Below are 20,005 nucleotides of genomic sequence, written 5' to 3' on the forward strand. Positions count from 1 at the left end.
ACGCTAGAAACCTCCGCACATGCGCGCGAACGCTGTAGGGCGAACGGGGGACCGTGCTGGGCCGTCCGGGGGACACCGGCGGCGTGGCGCGCCGTGGCCCGATGTCCCCCGGGAACCCCGCTACCCCTTGATGTGCGGGAAGAGGTTCAGGAACGGCTGCGCCGTCGCCGTGATGCCGCGGCTGTACGGCTCGTCGAAGTCCCAGATCAGGAAGAGCATGAAGGTGATGGTCGCGGTGAACAGGCCGGCCAGGACCAGCTCGCGCCGGGAACGCCTGATCTGCAGTGCGAAGACCATGCCGATGGTGATCGCGGCTCCGGTCAGCAGCCCGATCCACACCACGTTCGGCATGGTCGCCCCGGTCGAGTCGGCCCGGGCACTGCGGGCCTGGTCGAGCGCGGCCACCTGGTCCACCAGCGGCTGGTAGGCCTGCGCCTGGAAGTCGGTCTTCGGCTGGTAGTCGGTGACGTCCTGGCGGATCTGCGCGAGCAGCTCGGCACCGTGCCGGGAGAGCCGCCCGTGGTCGGCCATCTCCTTCCATTCCTTGTCGACGACCTGGGCGGCATAGGCGTCGACGTCCGCCCGGATCCGGTCACGCGTGTCGGGCGGATACACCCGCACCCGTTCGTAGATCTCGTGCAGCGCCTGCGCCTCCGCCTGCACATGGTCCTGGGCGGCGCTGCGGGCCTCCCACACCCCGGCCACCGCCAGACCGAGGACGATGGCGTAGATGACGCCGATCCACATGGTCATGTACTCGATGACGTCCGGCGTCTCGGAGGGATCCTCGTCCTCCGCCGCCCTCTTGTCGCGGACGAGGGTGATGATGACGACCACGACAACGGCCGCGAGCATCGCGAGGACGAGAACAAGCCAATCCGGCAACGGAAGCCTCCAGGAATCAGTGGGCCGGCCGTCAGCGCGCGCGGAACGCGGCGACGGCGATGATCGCGGGTACGGCGATGAGCAGGACGTAGGTGACCGGGGAGGTGCGGTTCGGGGCCGTCGCACCGGTCGACTGGACGTGGTACGGCGGGTAGGCCACCGGGGTCGGCGAGGGCCGCGGGGTGGGCTTCGGCGACGGGGTGGGCGTCGGGGTCGGCTTCGGCCTGGGCCGCGGCGCAGGCGGCGGGGTGGGGGTGGGCGTGGGTTTCGGGGCGGGCGCCCGCCGGGGTGGCGGCGGGGGTGCCGGGCGCGGCGCCGGCGGGGTGGTGCGCGGCGGCCTCGGGGTCGGCGTGGGCTTGGGTTTCGGGGCGGGCTTCGGGGGCGGGGTGGGCGTGGGTGTCGGAGTGGGCGTGGGTGTAGGGGTCGGGGTGGGGCAGGGCGGCGGGGTGGGCGCCGGACACGGCGGGGGAGTGGGCCAGGAACCCCCGGCGACGGCCACCGCGTGGATGCCGTCGGGGCCCGTCGAGGCGGAGGCGCAGGCGTCGGCCGACGCCGTGCCGGCCGGGCAGCCCGCCAGGGCCCACGTCAGCGTCAGCAGGGCCAATACCCTTGGGACGGGCGCGAGTCTGGTCGCTTCGGGTGCATGCACGACGGAGATCATGGGGCGTCGGGCGCCGTCGCACGCCGGAGTACCGGGTGATTGGCCCGAACGGGGGACATGTGACGTAAACCGGTTTGAATCACGCCGCTCGGCGAATGGCTCGAAGCGCACGCCCGTGCGGGACGCGGTCCGCGGCCACCGTGTCCCGAAAGAAATTTGTGCGCCCGTTGAACACTTCGGCCCCCGGCATCCGTACCTGGTGTCGTGCGGCGGCGCAGAGGCGCTGCAATAACCAGGCGATTATGGGGAGTTGACGATGAAGACCTCGTGGAGGAGCGCCTCGCTGGTGGCCACGGCCGCGGGGGTGATGGTGTTCGCGACGGCGTGCGGTCAGGACAACACGACCACTCCGTCCTCGGCGGCCCAGAACGTCGGCGCCACGGCGCCGGCCGGCATCGGCAGCATCACCAACCCCTCCGCCTCCACCGGCGCGGGCAACGGCTACGGCGCCGACGGCAGCCAGGCCTCCAGCTCCCCGGCGGCGGTCGCGCCCGCCGGCAAGCTGACCGTTGCCACCAACCCCGACCTGGGCAAGGTGCTGACCGACGGCAGCGGCCTCACCCTCTACCGTTTCGACGCGGACACCGCCAATCCCCCCAAGTCGAACTGTGACGGGGACTGCGCCACCACCTGGCCGCCGGTGCCCGCCGACGACGCCTCGGCCGGTGCGGGCATCGACAAGTCGCTGCTCGGCGAGGTCACCCGCTCCGACGGCACCAAGCAGCTGACCGTCGCCGGCTGGCCGATGTACCGGTACGCCAAGGACCTCAACGCCGGCGACGTCAACGGCCAGGGCGTGGGCGGCAAGTGGTTCGCGACCGCCCCCGACGGCAAGAAGGCCACGCTGGCCGACCTGCCCGGTCTGTCGGTCCGCAAGGACGCCAAGCTCGGCGACATCGTCGTCGACAAGAACGGCATGACGGTCTACCGCTTCATCAAGGACAAGGCATGGCCCAAGTCCGTCTCCAACTGCACCGGTGACTGCCTCGTGAAGTGGCCGGCCGTCGCCGAGGTCGCCTCCAGCGACACCAAGGGCGTCGTGAAGAAGGGCCTGATGGGCTTCACCCGTCCCGACAACGGCGAGAAGCAGCAGACGGTCGACTGCTGGCCCATCTACACCTTCTCCGGCGACGCGAAGGCCGGCGACACCAACGGCCAGGGCGTCGGCGGCACCTGGTACGCCGTCTCGCCCGAAGGAAAGCTGGTCGGCGCGCCGAGCAATTAGGCATCACCTCCACAAGGTTGACCGCCCGCCCCCTCCACACCGCACGGAGGGGGCGGGCTTCTGCGCGTCCGGGGCCGCCTGTTGACGCGCCCCGGCTGGAGCGCCCCTTGAGGAGCGCGGGGAACTGCGCGACCAGCCACGAACCACCCGCACCAGACGAACAAACCGAACGCCCCCCAAACCCCACACCTCAATTCCCAGGCAGTGACCAGGAACGGATGGTCAATTTCCGTTTCGGCTACCCCCGTTCGCAGGCGATCAGTAGCCTCAGCTCGAACACCGGATCGCCTCAGCCTTGGAGAGATACATGGAGCGTCCCGCCTGGGCCCCACGGAGCATCGACATCTCGGTGCCGAGCGTTTCGCGTATCTACGACTTCTACCTGGGCGGTTCGCACAATTTCGAGGTCGACCGGGAAGCGGCCCGCAAGGCGATGACCCATCTGCCCGGCCTGCCGAAGATCATGCAGGCCAACCGCGCCTTCATGCGCCGCGCCGTCCGGCACGCGGTGGACACCGGCATCGACCAGTTCCTGGACATCGGTTCCGGCATCCCCACCTTCGGCAACGTCCACGAGATCGCACAGGCGGCGCACCCCGGCGCGCGCGTGGTGTACGTCGACCACGACCCGGTGGCCGTGGCGCACAGCAACGCCGTGCTGGCGGGCAACGAGGACGCGGACGTGGTCGCCGCCGATCTCCGCAAGCCCCAGGAGATCCTGTCCAGCCCCCAGGTGGAGCGCCTGATCGACCTGAATCGGCCAGTGGCGTTGCTTCTCGTTGCCATACTGCACTTCGTGGAAGACGCGGACGACCCGTACGGGGCAGTGGCACAGCTGCGCGACGCACTCGCGCCCGGCAGCCTGCTTGTTCTCACGCATGCCTCGTACGAGGGAATCCCGTTGCCCGCGGAGCGGGCCGAGGGCGCGGTGGACGTATACAAGGACATTCGCAATCCGCTGATCATGCGCTCGCGCGACGAGATCGCGCGGTTCTTCGAGGGGTACGACATGGTGGAACCCGGACTGGTGCCGATGCCGCACTGGCGGCCGGAGTCGGCGCCGGAGGACGAGGATCCGTTCGCCTTCTCCGGATTCGCCGGCGTGGGGATCGCGGCGTGACCGCGGAGCCGGGCGGCCCGGAGGACAGACTGCGCAGGTTCGCGACGATCTGGAGCCGGGCGGTGTTCCCGGTGACCTCGACGTCCCTGACCCGCCCGGAGTTCGAGGAGCAGCTTCTCCCGCTGGCCCGCCGGCTGAGCGAGATCCTGCTGGCACACGGCTTCGACGCCGACGAGGCCCGGCAGGTGGGGGCCGCGCTGATCGACGCGCACTGCACCGACCCGGAGGCGCTGACCCGCTCCCTCGACTGCGTCGACGCCTACCTGGTCCTGTACTGCGGCGAGGACGGCCCCCAGGACGAGCTGCGGATGCGGTCCTCGCGGATCCAGCACGCGATGGCCGCCGGGTTCGCCCAGGCGCTGCGCGAGCGCACGCTGGCCGAGCAGGAGGCCATCGCCCAGGCCGCGTTGCGCGCCCAGGGCGTGGTCGCGCAGGCGCTGCACGCCAGCGAGGCCCGCTTCCGGGCCGTCTTCGAGGGCGCGGCGATAGGGATCGGCATCGCCGACCTCGAAGGCAACGTCCTCCAGGTGAACGGCGCGCTGCTGCGCATGTTCGGCGGCTCCGAGCAGACCCTGCGCGGCCGCAACGTCCTGGAGTGGGCGCATCCCGAGGACGCCCCGCAGACCTGGCGGCTCTACGAGGAGCTGGTGCGCGGCGAACGCGAGCACTACCACGTCGAGAAGGCCTTCAACCGCTCCGACGGAACGGTCCTGTGGACCAACCTCACCGTCTCCCTGCTCCGGGACGCGGACGGCGACCCGCAGTACCAGCTGGCCCTCATGGAGGACACCACCGAGCGTCGGCTGCTCAACCTCCGGCTGCGCTACGAGGCCACCCACGACGCGCTCACCGGCCTGCCGAACCGCACGCTGTTCTTCGAGCGCCTGGAGAAGGCCCTGTCGGCCGGCGAGGGCCAGCGCTTCGGCCTGTGCTACCTCGACCTGGACGGCTTCAAGACCATCAACGACAGCCTCGGCCACTCGGCCGGCGACCGGCTGCTGGTGGAGGTCGCCGACCGGCTGCAGTCCTGCGCGACCGCGCCCGGCGAGATGGTCGCCCGGCTCGGCGGCGACGAGTTCGTGGCCCTGACCACCGGACCGGCCACCCAGCGCGAGGTCGACGACCTGGCCGACCGCATCATGAACGCCCTGGTCACCCCCATCAGCATCGACGGCCGTGAACTCATGGTCCGCGGCTCCATCGGCATCGTGGAGGGCCCGGCGGGCGAGCGCACCCCGGCCGAGGTGCTGCGCAGCGCCGACATCACGATGTACCGGGCCAAGTCGGCGGGCGGCAACCGCTTCGAACTGGCCGACCCGGAGGCGGACGCCCGCGCGATCACCCGGCACGGCCTGACCACGGCGCTGCCGGCCGCCCTGGACCGGGGCGAGTTCTTCATCGAGTACCAGCCGCTGGTCCACCTCGGCGACGGCAGCGTCCGCGGCGCCGAGGCCCTGGTCCGCTGGCTGCACCCGCAGCACGGCGTCCTCGGCCCCGACCGGTTCATCCCGCTCGCCGAACACACCGGCCTCATCGTCCCGTTGGGCCGCTGGGTCCTGGAGGAGTCGATCCGCCAGGCCCGCGAGTGGCGAGAACGCTACGGCGAGCACGACGGCGCCGGCCCGCTGCGGATCAACGTCAACCTCTCCCCGTGCCAGCTCTCCCACCCCGGCCTGGTCCAGGACACCGTGGAGATCCTGGAGCGGACCGGGGTGGCCCCCGACGCCCTCTGCCTGGAGGTCACCGAGTCCGCGCTCATCGGCGCCGACGACGATCTCCTCAAACCCCTGCGGCGGCTCGCCGAGATGGGCGTCGACATCGCCCTGGACGACTTCGGCACCGGCTACTCGAACCTCGCGAACCTGCGCCGCCTGCCGGTGAGCATCCTCAAGCTGGACCGCTCCTTCACCCAGAGCATGCAGCAGTTCCCCGCCGACCCGGTCGACCTCAAGATCGTGGAGGGCATCGTCACCCTGGCCCACAGCCTCGACCTCGCGGTCACGGTGGAGGGCGTGGAGACGGGGGCCCAGGCGGAACAGCTCCGGATACTGGGCTGCGACACGGCCCAGGGCTGGTACTACGCCCGTCCGGGCCCACCGGAGCGCCTGCACGAGCTGGCCCTGGTGGACGCCACGGGCTGACCCGGACGCCGCGTCGGCAAGGGCCCTCAGTCGAGGTGGAAGACCTCCTCGGCGGGGGCCCACCGTTCGCCCGGGGCCGCGGTGTCCAGCGGCTGCTGACACGGGTCGGTGAGCGTCCACCACTCGCGGGTCACCGGGTCGGCCGCGATCTGTGCGGTGTCGGCGGCGTAGTCGCTCCCCGAGTACTCCAGGTAGCTGAACAGCAGCCCGTCCCGCAGGAAGATCGAGTAGTTGCCGATGTGGGCGCGTCTGAGGGCGTCCAGTACACCCGGCCAGGCGGCCGCGTGCAGGGCGCGGTACTCGGACTCCTTCTCCGGGCGCAACCGGATGACGGCGGCGAAGCGCTGCACCTTGCTCACCTCTCCCTCCTAGGGGGACGAACGGCGAAGAATCAGTTTCATCTGACGGACAGGACCCTAAGGATCAGATCCTTCCGGCGCAATGGCCCGGAGAGATGTCGCTTACGGGCTGAATCCCGCTGTCCCATCAGGTACTTGAAGCCAGCTCCGTTCAACATCTTCCCTCCGTGTGACGCGGGTGTCATAGTGACCACCGCCGATGAACCTGATTCATCCGACATCGAGGAGGGGGTGCACCGTGGCGGATCCGTCACCGGTCTCCGACGGTCCCTACCGGCCGGGGTACGAACTGGTCGCCGAACAACTGCTGGAGTACATCGCCGAGCAGAACCTGCGGCCGGGCGACCGGCTCCCCACCGAGGCGGGCCTGGCCGAGATCCTGGGCGCCACCCGCAACGTCACCCGTGAGGCGGTCAAGGTGCTGGCCGCCATCGGCCGGCTGAGCGTGCGGCGGGGCGCCGGCATCTTCGTCGCGGAGGCGACCGGCGGGCTGGTGGACGACCACCTCTCGCACTTCCGGCCGACGAGCATGGAAGACGTCCTCATGCTGCTCGACTACCGCACGGTGATCGAGTCGGAGACGGCCCGCCGGGCCGCCGGCCTCGCCAACCCCGTCGAGGTCCGCACCATCCGGGAGGGCGCGCAGAGCTCCCTGACCGCGGCCCAGCAGAACGACGGGCACGCCTTCGCCCGAGCCGACGAGGCCTTCCACGACGCGGTCGGCGCGGCCTCGCACAACGTGTTCCTGCGCTCCAGCGTCGCCGGTGTGCGGCGGCTCGCGTCCCAGTCCGACGTGCTGCTCTTCCACGGCGACGCCCCCGGCTCGCTGGAGGTCGCGGCACGGCAGCATCTCGCCATCGCAGAGGCGGTCGCCGCGGGGGAGGCCGATCTCGCGAGCGAGCTGATGGTGGAGCACATCGCCACCACGCAGAGCCAGTTCGAGCGGAAGATCCGCGACCGGCTGTTCAACCTCGGCGACCGGGCCGCCCCGGGGGCACCCGCGCAGCCGGCCGGGGACTCCGGCCTTCCGCCGCAGACATCGGTGTCGTAGGCCGGTCGGCGCGGCTGCGGGCTGTGGGTGGTTGCTCGCGCAGTTCCCCGCGCCCCTGAAGGGGCGCCAAGTGGACGCCCCTGAAAGGGGCGCGGGGAACTGCGCGACCAGCCCCCACCGGCCCGCACCCGTACGACGAGGTCCCGCACCCCGGGAACCGGGCGGACGACCTGGTTCCGATGCTTCATTCCTCAGGCGATTGGATCTCCGTGTCTCTTCTGTCTGTGCGCAGGGGCAGAGCCGTGCCCCTGCCGAGAACCCTCATAGCCGCCCTGCCCGTCGCCCTGGCGATGGCGCCCCTGGCCGTCGCCCCGGCCCAGGCGGCCCCGAAGGCGTCAGGGCTCACCGTCTACGTCTCGCCGACCGGCAAGGACACCGGCCGCGGCACCGCCGACCACCCCTTCAGGACCCTGGAGCACGCCCGGGACTACGTGCGTGACGCCAAGACGAAGGTGGCCGGTGACGTCCACGTCCGGCTGTTGTCGGGGACGTACCGACTGAGCCGCACCTTCGCCCTCACCGCCCAGGACTCCGGCAAGGGCGGGCAGCGGATCGTGTACGAGGCCGCCTCCGGCGCGCACCCCGTGGTCAGTGGTGGCAAGCAGGTCACCGGCTGGACCAGGGCCGACGCGGACGGCAAGGTCTACAAGGCGAAGCTGACCGGCCTCGACACCCGCCAGCTGTACGTGAACGGCGAGTCGAGGACCCGGGCGCGCAGCGGGAAGAACCCCTCCGGGTTCAGCAAGACGTCCACCGGCTACACCTTCACCGACAGCGCCCTCACGAACTACAAGCGGCCCTCGGACCTCGAAGTCGTCAGCTCCTGGGGCTGGAAGCTGATGCGCTGCCCGGTCGCGTCGATCTCCGGCAACACCATGACGATGCAGCAGCCGTGCTGGCACAACGCCAACCTCCAGCAGGGGCAGGAGATCCAGAATCCCACCTGGCTGGAGAACGCCCGCGAACTCCTGGACAGCCCGGGGGAGTGGTACCTCGACAAGGGCGCCGGCGAGATCTACTACATGCCCGAGCCGGGCGAGGACATGAGGACCGCGGACGTCACCGTCCCCGCCGTCCAGGACCTGGTCGACCTGAACGGCACCACCGCCCACCCCGTCTCGGACGTGTCCTTCCGGGGCATCACCTTCTCCTACTCCACCTGGCTGGAGCCGAGTTCGTCCGACGGGCTCATCGAGGGGCAGGCCGGCTTCCGGATGGTCGGCGACGACAACCCGACCTTCGACTCCACACGCCTGAACTGGAAGAAGACGCCCGGAGCGGTCAACGTCAGCCACGGGCAGGGCGTCGAGTTCACCGGCAACACCTTCACCCACCTCGGCGCCGTCGGCCTGAACCTGAACACCGGTACGCAGCACACCACCATCACCGGAAACGTGTTCAAGCAGATCGCCGCGACCGGCATCCAGATCGGCGGGGTCACCTGGGGCGACGCGCACCCCGACGACTCCCGTGACATCACCGAGGACACGCTGGTCGACAACAACGTCGTCACCAAGGTCGCCGACCAGTACAACGGTTCGCTGGGCATCCTGGCCGGCTACACCGACGCCACGGTGATCACCCACAACAAGGTTCACGACCTGCCCTACAGCGGTATTTCCGTCGGCTGGGGCTGGGGGCTGACCGACCAGGGCGGCAACTCCGCGTACCCGAACAACGCGGGCATCCCGGTCTCCGACACCCCGACCATCAGCCGTGACAACGTCGTCAGCGACAACGAGATCAGCGACATCATGCAGTCGCAGGCCGACGGCGGGGCGATCTACACGCTCAGCAGCGACCCCGGCGGCAAGGTGACGGGCAACTACATCCACGGCATCCCGGCCCCCGCCTACGGCGCCGTCTACCACGACGAGGGCAGCCGGCACTGGGAGAACACCGGCAACGCGTTCTGCGACGTCTCCTTCCAGTGGCTGTTGATGAACCACGCCCAGGACAACGCGGCGACGGGCAACTTCACCACCCAGCCCGCCTTCAGCGTCCAGTACCTGAGCCAGAACAACGACGTCAGCGGCAACACCACGGTCGGCTCCTGCGACCAGCTGCCCGCCTCGATCGTGAACAACGCGGGCCTGGAGAAGCCGTACCAGCACCTCGACCCGGGCCCCCCGGTCACCGACCACCAGGCGCCCACCGCCCCCGGCGACCTCACCTCGGTCACCGACTTCCCGACCGTCGCCGACCTCAGCTGGGGCGCCGCCACGGACGACACCGGCGTCACCGGCTACTCGGTCTTCCGGGACGGCAAGCTGGTCAGCGCCTCCGGCAAGACCTCCGTACGCCTCTCCGGTCTGACGGCGGGACAGACGTACACCTTCACCGTCACCGCCCGTGACGCGGCCGGCAACGAGTCCGCGCCGAGCAGGTCGCTGAAGGTCACGATGCCCGACGGCGCGGACCTGGCGCTGAACAAGCCGGTCACCGCGTCCTCCGACTCCGAGGGCAACGTCCCGGCGAAGGCGGTCGACGGCGACCTGTCGACCCGCTGGGCGCAGGGCCTCGGGCTGCCCGACCCGTCCTGGATCCAGGTCGACCTGGGCGCGTCGTACGACGTGACCGGCGCGATCACCACCTTCGAGAAGAGCAGCGGCTACAAGTACCGCATCGAGGTGTCGCCCGACGAGGTCCACTGGGGGACCCTCGCGGACCACACCGCCGACAGCACCACCGCCCAGACCGACTACGCCGACGCCGGCACCCCGGTCACCGGCCGCTTCGTACGGCTCACCGTCACCGGCTCCAGCGGCAACGGCGGCAGCATCTACGACTTCCAGGTCTACGGCACCGCCCGCGCCCCCGGCTCCGACCGCACCGCCCCCAGCAGCCCCGGACAGCCCACCGTGAAGGCGCTGCTGCCCAGCCTGGTGGACGTCAGCTGGCCGGCCGCCACCGACGACACCGGCGTGACCAGCTACGTCGTCTACCAGGACGGCACGCGGATCGGCGTCACCGACGACACGAGCTACCGGGTCTCCGGCCTGAAGCCCAGCACGAAGTACTCCTTCACCGTCGTCGCCCGCGACGCCGAGCTCAACGCCTCCGACCCCAGTGCGGCGGCGGAGGTCACCACCCCGGCCGACGACGACCTGGCCCTGAACAAGACGGCGACGGCGTCCTCCGACTCGGAAGGAAACGTTCCTGCCAAGGCCTTCGACGGCGATCTGACGACCCGCTGGGCGCAGGGCCTCGGCCTGCCCGACCCGTCCTGGCTCCAGGTGGACCTCGGCAAGGACACCAGCGTCTCCGCCGTCGTCACCACCTTCGAGAAGCCGAGCGGCTACAAGTACCGCCTGGAGTACTCCACCGACGGCACGGACTGGTCGACCTTCGCGGACCACACCGCCGACAACACCACCGCGCAGACCGACTACTCCTTCGTGGACCGGCCCGTCACCGCCCGCTACCTGCGGCTGACCGTCACCGGCTCCAGCTGGAACGGCGGCAGCGTCTACGAACTCCAGGCGTACGGCGGCTTCTGAGCCGCCCGCTCCCGGCCGTCGACGTCACCTCTCCTGTCACCACAGAAACGAAAGCCAGGATGAAGATCACCCATGTCGAAGTACACCGGATCGACGTTCCGGCGGCCAGCCCGCCCTTCCGCTGGCGGGAGGGGCTGAGCGGCAGCGCTCCGGTCGGCGACGGCGCGGTGCTCCGCATCGGCACGGACGAGGGGGCCGAGGGCGTGGCCCTGTTCGCCCGCCCGGGAGCCTTCACCACCCTCACCGAACTGGTGGACCGGGTCTTCCGCGAGGAACTGGTCGGGGCCGACCCGTTCCAGCGGGAGTGGCTGTGGCACCGGGTGTGGGAGCTGGACCGCATCCACGAACTCCCGCTCCCCACCCTGGGCCTGATCGACATCGCCCTGTGGGACCTGGCCGGCCGCCACCACGGCCAGCCGGTCTGGCGGCTGCTCGGCGGCTTCCGGGACGCCATCCCGGCGTACGCCTCCACGTCGACGTTCGCCACCACCGAGGAGTTCCTCGACGTCGCCGACCAGTGCCTGGACCTCGGCTACCGGGGCATCAAGCTGCACGCCTGGGGCGACGCCCGCCGCGACGCCGACCTCTGCCTCGCCCTGCGCGAGCACGTCGGCCCGGACGTGCCCCTGATGTACGACGGCTCGGCCGGCTTCGACCTGCCGGACGCGATCCGCCTCGGGCGGGCCCTCTCCGAGGCGGACTACCTCTGGTACGAGGAGCCGATGCGCGAGTTCAGCGTCTCCGCGTACCAGCAGCTCGCCGCGGCCGTGGACGTCCCGCTGCTGGTCGCCGAGACCTCCGACGGCGTCCACATGAACTCCGCCGACTTCATCCGGGCCGGCGCCGCCACGTTCGGCGTCCGGGCCGGCACCACCCTCCGCGGTGGCATCACCGGCGCCATGCGCACCGCCCACCTCGCCGACGCCTACCGGCTCCGCGCAGAGGTGCACGGTTCGGACATCCCCAACCACCACCTGTGCATGGCCATCTCCAACACCACCTACTACGAGTCCCTGGTCACCGCCACGACGGTCGTGCGCGAACGCCACGTGGACGCCCAGGGCCTGGTCCACGCCCCCACGGGACCCGGCATCGCCCTTCCCCTCGACCTCGGCTACGGCGAGGAACTCCTGCCGTTCGTCGAACAACCGCGCTGACCGGCAAGAACAGAAAGGCAAGACGATGAGGTCTTCCGTGTCCAAGAGACCGGGCGTGCTGCGTACCGCCGCCGCCGCACTCGCCCTGTCCACCGCCGCGCTGCTGGCCGGCTGCGCCAGCGCCGACACCACCGCGCAGTCCTCCCCTTCCGACGGGTCGACCTTCAAGCCGGCCACGCAGAAGGGCGGTTCGCAGATCACGGTCTGGGCGGACTCGACCCGCCTGCCCGCCGTGCAGGCGTACCAGAAGGCCCATCCGGACGTGAAGATGGACGTCGTCACGTACGACGGCGGCGCCGACGGCTCGACCTACCTCCAGTCCAAGGTCCAGCTCTTCGACCGGACCGGCAGCGGCTGGCCCGACGTGGTCTTCGGTTCGCCCACCGACGTGACCTGGGCGTCCCAGCCCACCAAGAGCGGAGCGCAGCCCTTCGCCGCCCCGCTGGACGACAAGCTCGTCCCGCAGGCCACCCTCGACGGCTTCGCCAAGGGCTCCCTGACGCCCTGTCAGTTCGACGGCCACACCTACTGCATGCGCAACGACATCGCCCAGGTCGTGCTCTGGTACAACAAGTCCCTCATGGACAAGTGGGGTTACCAGGTCCCCACCACCTGGGAGGAGTACGAGGCCCTCGGCAAGAAGGTCGCCAAGGAGCACCCCGGCTACCTCGTCGGCTCGGTCGGGGACACCAACTCCCACGAGTCGTACTTCTGGTCCGGCCAGTGCCCGGCGTTCGACCTCGTGAAGCCGGACACCCTGCGCACCGATCTCCAGGACCCGAACTGCACCCGCACGGCCAAGCTCCTCGACGGTCTGATCGACGCGAAGGCCGTCACCACCAAGGGCTTCTTCAGCCAGGGCTTCGCCAAGGACAGCGGCAGCAAGGTCCTGATGGCCTACGGCCCGTCCTGGTACGGCCAGTACCTCTTCAAGGCCGCCTTCAAGACCCCGGCCAAGCAGATCGCCGCGGCACCCCCGCTGACCTGGCAGGGGGAGACCGAGGCGGCCACCGGCAACGTCGGCGGCGGGGTCTGGATGGTGTCCTCGCACAGCGCCAACCTCAAGGCCTCCACGGACCTCGTCAGCTGGCTCACCACGTCCGACGAGAACCAGGCGTCCGCGCCCACCTACCCGGCGTACACCAAGGCCGCCGAGGCCTGGCTGAAGAACCCGGCCAACAGCGACTACTTCGCCGACGACGTCAGCACGGCGTTCCAGCAGGCCGCGAACGACGTGTGGACCGGCTGGTCGAACACCAGGTTCTCGGACGCCACCGCCTGGTCCAGCGTCGTCCTGCCCGCCCTGACCGCCGGGAAGAGCCTGACCGACACGCTGCCCGCCTGGCAGCAGGAGATCGGCAACGAGGCCAAGGCAAACGGATACAAGGTGGAGAACAAGTGACCCTGCTGGAGACCGAGCGCACCGCCGTCTCCCCCCTGCGCCGCGGCACCCCGCCGCGGCGCAGGGCCCGCGGCCGCGCGGGCCACTACTTCGTCGCCGCCTACGCACTGCTGCTGCTCGCGTTCGGCATCGTGCCGACCGCCTACTCCTTCTACCTGGCGTTCACCAACGACCGGGGCCAGTTCACCGGCCTGAACCAGTTCGTCAAGGTGGTCCAGGACTACCGCTTCGGGCCCGCCTTCACCCACATGCTGGTCTACCTGCTGCTGTGGCTGGCCGCGCTCGTGGTGCTGGTCGTCCTGGTCGCGGTGATCCTGCGCAGCCGGGTCCGCCCCGGCACCTCCGCCCTGTTCCGCTTCCTCTACTACATCCCCGGCGCCCTCGCCGGCGTGGCCAGCGTCCTGGTCTGGCTGTTCATGCTGGATCCCGACGTCAGCCCGGTCTCCTGGCTGCTGAAGAGCATGGGCCTGCAGACCTTCGCGGCCGTTCTGGCCCCCTCCAACCTCCCCCTGATCCTCATGCTGATCGCCTTCTGGACCGGCGCGGGCGGCTGGATGGTGGTGATGTACGGGGCGCTGAACAACATCCCCGACGAGGTCCTCGAAGCGGCCCGGATGGACGGCGCGGGTCCCTGGCGGACCGCCTGGCACATCCAGATCCCGATGATCCGGCAGTGGATCGTCTACATGACCATCATGGCCTTCGCCACCGGCACCCAGCTGTTCGTCGAGCCCCAACTCCTCCAGACGGCCAGCCTCGGCCGGGTCAGCCCCACCTGGTCACCCAACCAGCTCGCCTACGTGTACGCCTTCCAGCAGGGCGACTTCAACGGCGCCGCCGCCATCTCCGTCGTCCTGCTCGCCGTGGGACTCCTGGCCGCGGGCCTGCTCGTCGCCCGCTCGAACCTGTTCAGGTTGGATGAGTCATGACGCCCTCAGCTCTCTCCCCGGCAGCGGCGACGCCCCGGCGCGTCCGCCCCTCCCGTGCCCTGTCCTTCCTGGCCGTGGCCGTCCTGCTGGCCTTCCTCCTGGTGTTCTTCGTCCTGCCGGTGGTCTGGCTGCTGCTCGCCCCGTCCAAGACGGCGGGGGAGGTGGTCAGCGACAACCCGCTGTCCTTCGGCTCGTTCCACCAGATCGGCGCGGCCTGGCGGCATCTCTTCGCGTTCCAGGACGGCGCGATGCTCACCTGGCTGAAGAACTCGGCGATCTACTCGGGCGGTTCGCTCGTCCTCACCCTCGCCGTCAGCGTCCCGGCCGGCTACGCGCTGGCCCTGACGAAGTTCAGGGGCCGCAGGACGCTCCTCGTGATCACCCTGGTCACCATGATCATGCCGCAGGCCACCCTGGTGCTCCCGGTCTTCCTGGAGCTCAACCGCTTCCACCTGATCGGCACGGTCTGGTCGGTGATCCTGCCCTTCTCCTTCTACCCGTTCGGTGTGTACCTCGTGTACATCTACTTCGGCAGCAGCCTGCCCCGGGACCTGCTCTCCGCCGCCCGGATCGACGGCTGCACCGAATGGCAGCTCTTCGCCCGCATCGCGTTGCCCCTGGCGAAGCCGGTGATCGGCCTGGTCGCCTTCTTCAGCTTCGTCGGCAACTGGAACAACTTCTTCCTGCCCTACCTGGTCCTCCCGAGCAGCAACGAGTTCCCGGTCCAGGTGGGCCTCAACCAACTCCTCACCTCCACTCCGTCGTTCAACCCGGTAGCAGGGGCGGGTCTGAACATCACGATCCCCGAACTGGCCCTGGCGATCATCATCGCGATCCTGCCGGTCCTGGTTCTCTTCCTCTTCTCGCAACGGACCTTGGTGTCAGGCATGCTGGCGGGATCGACGAAGGAGTGAACGGTCCTTCGAAGGGCACGCCGCCCACAGCGCCCCTTCAGGGGCGCGGGGAACTGCGCGACCAGCCACAACGAACCCGCAGACAACCATGCGACGTCACCTCTCCAACAACATCCTCTGCAACTCCCTGGCGGCCCGAGGCGGCGCCACATCACTGCGATGAGCCAACGCGATCGTCCGATGCAACCCCGGCCGAGCCAACGGAGTGACCCGCAGCCCCCGCCCCGACCGAGCCGCCACCATCCGAGGCACCACGGCCACGCCCAGCCCCGCCCGCACAAACCCCAGCACCGCATCCATCTCACCCCCCTCAACAGCAAAACTCGGCTCGAACCCGGCGGAGCGACACGCGGCGACGGTCAGCTCCCGCAGGTCGTAGCCGTGCCGGAACATCACCAGCCGCTCCCCCTCCAGATCGGAGATCTTCACCCCGCCCCGCCCCCGGCCGGGCACCGTCGCCTCGGGCGAGGACACCACCACCAGGTCCTCCCGCAGCAGCTCCACGGTCGTCAGCGCGGGCGACGCCGGCGGCAGCGGCAGCACGATCAGCGCCAGGTCCAGCGCCCCGCGCGCCAGCTCCCGCACCAGGTCGTGGGAGCCGCTCTCCTCGATCAGCAGCTGGATCCCCGGATACCGGTCGTGGAACGCCCGCAGCACGTCCGGCAGCAGCCCGGTGCACAGACTGGGCGTCGCACCCAGCCGTACCCGGCCGCTGCGCAGCTGCACCAGTTCCTGCACCTCGTGCCGGGCGGTGTCCGCGTCCGCGAGAATCCGCCGGGCCAGCGGCAGCAGCGCCTCGCCCGCGTCGGTGAGGGTGATGTTGCCCCGCGCGCGCAGGAACAGATCCGCCCCCAGCTCCCGCTCCAGCGCCTTGATCTGCTGGGACAGCGACGGCTGGGCGACATGGACCAACTCGGCGGCCCGGGTGAAGTGCCGGGTCTCGGCCACGGCGACGAAGTACTGAAGCTGCTGGAACTGCATGGTGACACGATAGCTTTCGACTATGGAATCAAGCCGGACCATGTCTTGGACCGATCAGGTGGTCCGGCCCTAGCGTCATCCCCATGGCTCTGGCAACGCGGACGGACCGACGGCCGTCCATGGCGCGCACGATGTGGGACAGCTCCGTCGGCAAGAAGACCGTGATGGCCGTCAGCGGCCTGATCATGCTGCTCTACCTGGTCGTCCACATGATCGGGAACCTGAAGATCTACTTCGGGGCCGGCGAGTTCAACCACTACGCCCACTGGCTGCGCACCATCGGCGAACCGTTCATGCACTACGAGTGGACGCTCTGGCTCATCCGGATCGTCCTGGTCGTCGCCGTGGTCGCCCACGCCACGTCCGCGTACCAGCTCAGCCGCCGCGACATCAGGGCGCGCCCGAGCAAGTACGTGCACAAGAAGCCGCGTGCTTCCTACGCCACCCGCACGATGCGCTGGGGCGGGATCATCCTCGCCCTGTTCATCGTCTGGCACATCCTCGACCTGACCACCGGCACCGTGCACTCCGGCGGCTTCCAGGAGGGCCACCCGTACCAGAACGTGGTGGACACCTTCTCCACCTGGTACGGCGACGTCATCTACATCGTGGCGATGCTCGCGCTCGGCCTGCACGTGCGGCACGGCTTCTGGAGCGCCGCCCAGACCCTCGGCGTCGGCAGCCGCACCCGCGACCGCGCCCTCAAGATCACGGCCGACGTCCTCGCGCTGCTGCTCACGGCCGGTTTCATCGCCGTACCCGTGGGTGTCATGACCGGAGTGGTGAGCTGACCATGACCGAATACGTGAACTACCCGACCGGCGAACCCGTCTCCGACGGCAAGGCCCCCGCAGGACCGGTCAACGAGCGCTGGGACAAGCGCCGTTTCGAGGCCAGGCTGGTCAACCCCGCCAACCGGCGCAAGCACACGGTGATCGTCGTCGGCACCGGCCTGGCCGGCGGTTCCGCCGGGGCCACCCTCGCCGAACAGGGCTACCACGTCGTCCAGTTCTGCTACCAGGACTCCCCGCGCCGCGCCCACTCGATCGCCGCGCAGGGCGGGATCAACGCGGCGAAGAACTACCGCAACGACGGCGACTCCGTCCACCGGCTGTTCTACGACACCGTCAAGGGCGGCGACTTCCGGGCCCGTGAGTCCAACGTCCACCGCCTCGCCCAGATCTCCGTCGAGATCATCGACCAGTGCGTGGCGCAGGGCGTGCCGTTCGCCCGTGAGTACGGCGGGCTGCTGGACACCCGGTCCTTCGGCGGTGTCCAGGTGTCCCGCACCTTCTACGCCCGCGGCCAGACGGGCCAGCAGCTGCTCCTCGGCGCCTACCAGGCGCTGAGCAGGCAGATCGCCGCCGGGAACGTCGAGATGCACCCGCGCACCGAGATGCTCGACGTGATCGTCGTCGACGGACGGGCGCGCGGGATCGTGGCCCGGGACCTGATCACCGGGAAGATCGACACGTACTTCGCGGACGCTGTCGTCCTCGCCAGCGGCGGCTACGGCAACGTCTTCTACCTGTCGACGAACGCCATGAACTCCAACGCCACCGCCATCTGGCGGGCGCACCGGCGCGGCGCCTACTTCGCCAACCCGTGCTTCACCCAGATCCACCCCACCTGCATCCCGCGCACCGGCGACCACCAGTCCAAGCTGACGCTGATGAGCGAGTCGCTGCGCAACGACGGCCGGATCTGGGTCCCGAAGGCCAAGGGCGACACCCGGCCCGCGAACCGGATCCCCGAGGACGAGCGCGACTACTACCTGGAGCGCATCTACCCGTCCTTCGGCAACCTGGTCCCGCGCGACATCGCCTCCCGCGCCGCGAAGAACGTCTGCGACGAGGGCCGGGGCGTCGGCCCCGGCGGGCAGGGCGTCTACCTGGACTTCGCCGACGCCATCGCGCGGCTGGGGCGGAAGGCCGTCGAGGCGAAGTACGGCAACCTCTTCGACATGTACCAGCGGATCACCGACGAGGATCCGTACGAGGTGCCGATGCGGATCTATCCTGCCGTGCACTACACGATGGGCGGGCTGTGGGTCGACTACGACCTCCAGACCACCGTGCCCGGCCTGTTCGCGGTCGGCGAGGCCAACTTCTCCGACCACGGCGCCAACCGGCTCGGCGCGAGCGCGCTGATGCAGGGCCTGGCCGACGGCTACTTCGTGCTGCCGGCCACCATCAACGACTACCTCGCCCGCAACCCCCACCAGGACGCGGTGACCGACGAACACCCCGCCGTCCAGGAGGTGCTGGCCGAGACCGAGGACCGGCTGAACCTGCTGCTGTCCGTCGACGGCGACCGCACCCCGGACTCCTTCCACCGCGAACTCGGCGAACTCATGTGGGAGTTCTGCGGCATGGCCCGCACGGACGCCGGTCTGCGCAAGGCACTTGAGCGCATCCCGCAGATCCGTGAGGAGTTCTGGCGGCGGATCAAGGTGCCGGGCACCGGCGAGGAGTTCAACCAGTCCCTGGAGAAGGCCAACCGCATCGTCGACTACCTGGAACTGGCCGAGCTGATGTGCCTCGACGCGCTGCACCGCGCCGAGTCCTGCGGCGGCCACTTCCGGGAGGAGTCCCAGACGCCGGACGGCGAGGCCGCCCGCAAGGACGACGAGTTCGCGTACGCGGCCGCCTGGGAGTTCACCGGCACCGGGGACGCCCCGGTGCTGCACAAGGAAGACCTGGTCTTCGAGTACGTCCACCCCACCCAGCGGAGCTACGCATGAAGCTCACCCTGCGCGTCTGGCGGCAGCAGAACGCCGACGCCGACGGCGCGATGTCCACGTACGAGGTGGACGGCATCTCCACCGACATGTCGTTCCTGGAGATGCTCGACACGCTCAACGAGGAACTCATCCTGCGCGGCGAGGACCCGGTCGCCTTCGACCACGACTGCCGCGAGGGCATCTGCGGCGCGTGCTCCCTGGTGATCAACGGGGACGCGCACGGTCCCGAGCGCACCACCACCTGCCAGCTGCACATGCGGTCCTTCAAGGACGGCGACACGATCGACATCGAGCCGTGGCGGGCGTCCGCGTTCCCGGTGATCAAGGACCTGGTGGTGGACCGGTCGGCGTTCGACCGGATCATCCAGGCCGGCGGGTACATCACCGCGCCGACCGGGGCGGCGCCGGAGGCCCACGCCACGGCGGTGCCGAAGGCCGACGCCGACTTCGCGTTCGAGCACGCCGAGTGCATCGGGTGCGGGGCGTGCGTCGCGGCCTGCCCGAACGGGGCGGCGATGCTGTTCACGTCCGCCAAGGTGAACCACCTGAACGTGCTGCCGCAGGGGGCGCCCGAGCGGGAGACACGGGTGCTGGACATGGTGGGGCAGATGGATGCGGAGGGGTTCGGGGGGTGCACGCTGGCGGGTGAGTGCGCGACTGCCTGCCCGAAGGGGATTCCGCTGGTGTCGATCACCAGTATGAACAAGGAGTGGTTGCGGGCTACCCGGAAGGTGGGGAAGCGGTAGCGCCGTCGGGGACTGCTGCGCCGTCGTGGCCGGTCGCGCAGTTCCCCGCGCCCCTGACGGGGCGCTGTCCTCAGGGGCGTAGAAAAGTCACAGTCGTTCGCCGAGAGGTGCGGACGGGCGGGGTCGGGGAGTGGTGCTCACCGGCCCCGTCTCGCGTTCTTTACGGCCGTTTCATCACGGTGGCGTTACTC

General features: G+C 69.9%; 16 protein-coding genes. 12 read left to right on the forward strand and 4 right to left on the reverse strand.

All coding sequences use genetic code 11. The annotated features are described in order from the left end of the window. Positions 1 to 120: 120 nt before the first annotated feature. Positions 121 to 855 carry a DUF4239 domain-containing protein gene (locus tag ACIQVL_RS21135; protein ID WP_403440086.1) on the reverse strand — a complete coding sequence of 245 codons (735 nt, stop codon included), beginning with the start codon at positions 853 to 855 and terminating at the stop codon, positions 121 to 123. A 61-nt stretch (positions 856 to 916) separates the two neighbouring features. Further along, the gene (locus tag ACIQVL_RS21140; protein ID WP_403440084.1) at positions 917 to 1,045 is read right to left on the reverse strand and encodes a hypothetical protein; all 129 of its coding nucleotides are present in this window, start codon (positions 1,043 to 1,045) and stop codon (positions 917 to 919) included. 757 nt (positions 1,046 to 1,802) lie between these two features. Here ACIQVL_RS21140 and ACIQVL_RS21145 point away from each other — a divergent pair. From ACIQVL_RS21145 to ACIQVL_RS21155, 3 genes are all read left to right on the forward strand, one after another. After that, entirely contained in the window at positions 1,803 to 2,771 is a 969-nt protein-coding gene (locus ACIQVL_RS21145) for an SCO0930 family lipoprotein (RefSeq protein WP_403440083.1), read from the forward strand. 307 nt (positions 2,772 to 3,078) lie between these two features. Then, entirely contained in the window at positions 3,079 to 3,891 is an 813-nt protein-coding gene (locus tag ACIQVL_RS21150) for an SAM-dependent methyltransferase (protein WP_403440081.1), read from the forward strand. Further along, positions 3,888 to 6,032 carry a putative bifunctional diguanylate cyclase/phosphodiesterase gene (locus ACIQVL_RS21155; RefSeq protein WP_403440079.1) on the forward strand — a complete coding sequence of 715 codons (2,145 nt, stop codon included), beginning with the start codon at positions 3,888 to 3,890 and terminating at the stop codon, positions 6,030 to 6,032. Before ACIQVL_RS21150 ends, ACIQVL_RS21155 begins: the two co-directional genes overlap by 4 nt. Before the next feature lie 26 nt (positions 6,033 to 6,058). Here the strand turns inward: ACIQVL_RS21155 and ACIQVL_RS21160 are convergent, their stop codons facing one another. Next, positions 6,059 to 6,382, reverse strand: a complete 324-nt coding sequence (locus ACIQVL_RS21160) for an L-rhamnose mutarotase (RefSeq protein WP_403440240.1) — start codon at positions 6,380 to 6,382, stop codon at positions 6,059 to 6,061. Positions 6,383 to 6,629: 247 nt separating this feature from the next. Here ACIQVL_RS21160 and ACIQVL_RS21165 point away from each other — a divergent pair, with 247 nt between their 5' ends. From ACIQVL_RS21165 to ACIQVL_RS21190, 6 genes are all read left to right on the forward strand, one after another. After that, positions 6,630 to 7,442: a FadR/GntR family transcriptional regulator gene (locus ACIQVL_RS21165; RefSeq protein WP_403440077.1), complete on the forward strand. Its 813-nt coding sequence runs from the start codon at positions 6,630 to 6,632 to the stop codon at positions 7,440 to 7,442. 290 nt (positions 7,443 to 7,732) lie between these two features. Next, positions 7,733 to 10,942, forward strand: coding sequence for a discoidin domain-containing protein (locus ACIQVL_RS21170; protein WP_403476219.1), 3,210 nt, complete (start codon positions 7,733 to 7,735; stop codon positions 10,940 to 10,942). Positions 10,943 to 11,001: 59 nt separating this feature from the next. Next, positions 11,002 to 12,099 carry an enolase C-terminal domain-like protein gene (locus ACIQVL_RS21175; protein ID WP_403440075.1) on the forward strand — a complete coding sequence of 366 codons (1,098 nt, stop codon included), beginning with the start codon at positions 11,002 to 11,004 and terminating at the stop codon, positions 12,097 to 12,099. A 25-nt stretch (positions 12,100 to 12,124) separates the two neighbouring features. Next, the gene (locus ACIQVL_RS21180; protein WP_403476067.1) at positions 12,125 to 13,501 is read left to right on the forward strand and encodes an ABC transporter substrate-binding protein; all 1,377 of its coding nucleotides are present in this window, start codon (positions 12,125 to 12,127) and stop codon (positions 13,499 to 13,501) included. Further along, entirely contained in the window at positions 13,498 to 14,430 is a 933-nt protein-coding gene (locus ACIQVL_RS21185) for a carbohydrate ABC transporter permease (protein WP_403440071.1), read from the forward strand. Before ACIQVL_RS21180 ends, ACIQVL_RS21185 begins: the two co-directional genes overlap by 4 nt. Then, the gene (locus tag ACIQVL_RS21190; protein WP_403476068.1) at positions 14,427 to 15,344 is read left to right on the forward strand and encodes a carbohydrate ABC transporter permease; all 918 of its coding nucleotides are present in this window, start codon (positions 14,427 to 14,429) and stop codon (positions 15,342 to 15,344) included. Before ACIQVL_RS21185 ends, ACIQVL_RS21190 begins: the two co-directional genes overlap by 4 nt. Positions 15,345 to 15,440: 96 nt before the next feature. Here the strand turns inward: ACIQVL_RS21190 and ACIQVL_RS21195 are convergent, their stop codons facing one another. Next, positions 15,441 to 16,325 carry a LysR family transcriptional regulator gene (locus ACIQVL_RS21195; RefSeq protein ID WP_403440067.1) on the reverse strand — a complete coding sequence of 295 codons (885 nt, stop codon included), beginning with the start codon at positions 16,323 to 16,325 and terminating at the stop codon, positions 15,441 to 15,443. Positions 16,326 to 16,444: 119 nt separating this feature from the next. Here ACIQVL_RS21195 and ACIQVL_RS21200 point away from each other — a divergent pair, with 119 nt between their 5' ends. From ACIQVL_RS21200 to ACIQVL_RS21210, 3 genes are read left to right on the forward strand one after another with little or no spacing between them, the layout of a single operon-like run. Then, entirely contained in the window at positions 16,445 to 17,116 is a 672-nt protein-coding gene (locus ACIQVL_RS21200; protein ID WP_403440236.1) for a succinate dehydrogenase, read from the forward strand. Positions 17,117 to 17,118: 2 nt separating this feature from the next. Beyond that, positions 17,119 to 19,068, forward strand: a complete 1,950-nt coding sequence (locus ACIQVL_RS21205) for a fumarate reductase/succinate dehydrogenase flavoprotein subunit (RefSeq protein WP_403440065.1) — start codon at positions 17,119 to 17,121, stop codon at positions 19,066 to 19,068. Then, positions 19,065 to 19,814, forward strand: coding sequence for a succinate dehydrogenase/fumarate reductase iron-sulfur subunit (locus ACIQVL_RS21210; protein WP_403440063.1), 750 nt, complete (start codon positions 19,065 to 19,067; stop codon positions 19,812 to 19,814). The genes ACIQVL_RS21205 and ACIQVL_RS21210 overlap by 4 nt, the downstream gene beginning before the upstream one ends. The last annotated feature ends 191 nt before the right edge of the window (positions 19,815 to 20,005 follow it).

The sequence above is a fragment of the Streptomyces sp. NPDC090499 genome (assembly GCF_044769305.1).
Classification (GTDB): domain Bacteria; phylum Actinomycetota; class Actinomycetes; order Streptomycetales; family Streptomycetaceae; genus Streptomyces.

Bases quoted from the DNA above. Each gene is read 5' to 3' on its own strand.
- ACIQVL_RS21195 (WP_403440067.1), bottom strand. From the start codon at position 16,325: ATGCAGTTCCAGCAGCTTCAGTACTTCGTCGCCGTGGCCGAGACCCGG.
- ACIQVL_RS21145 (WP_403440083.1), top strand. From the start codon at position 1,803: ATGAAGACCTCGTGGAGGAGCGCCTCGCTGGTGGCCACGGCCGCGGGG.
- ACIQVL_RS21205 (WP_403440065.1), top strand. From the start codon at position 17,119: ATGACCGAATACGTGAACTACCCGACCGGCGAACCCGTCTCCGACGGC.
- ACIQVL_RS21135 (WP_403440086.1), bottom strand. From the start codon at position 855: ATGCTCGCGGCCGTTGTCGTGGTCGTCATCATCACCCTCGTCCGCGAC.
- ACIQVL_RS21175 (WP_403440075.1), top strand. From the start codon at position 11,002: ATGAAGATCACCCATGTCGAAGTACACCGGATCGACGTTCCGGCGGCC.
- ACIQVL_RS21200 (WP_403440236.1), top strand. From the start codon at position 16,445: ATGGCGCGCACGATGTGGGACAGCTCCGTCGGCAAGAAGACCGTGATG.
- ACIQVL_RS21210 (WP_403440063.1), top strand. From the start codon at position 19,065: ATGAAGCTCACCCTGCGCGTCTGGCGGCAGCAGAACGCCGACGCCGAC.
- ACIQVL_RS21150 (WP_403440081.1), top strand. From the start codon at position 3,079: ATGGAGCGTCCCGCCTGGGCCCCACGGAGCATCGACATCTCGGTGCCG.
- ACIQVL_RS21180 (WP_403476067.1), top strand. From the start codon at position 12,125: ATGAGGTCTTCCGTGTCCAAGAGACCGGGCGTGCTGCGTACCGCCGCC.
- ACIQVL_RS21170 (WP_403476219.1), top strand. From the start codon at position 7,733: ATGGCGCCCCTGGCCGTCGCCCCGGCCCAGGCGGCCCCGAAGGCGTCA.
- ACIQVL_RS21190 (WP_403476068.1), top strand. From the start codon at position 14,427: ATGACGCCCTCAGCTCTCTCCCCGGCAGCGGCGACGCCCCGGCGCGTC.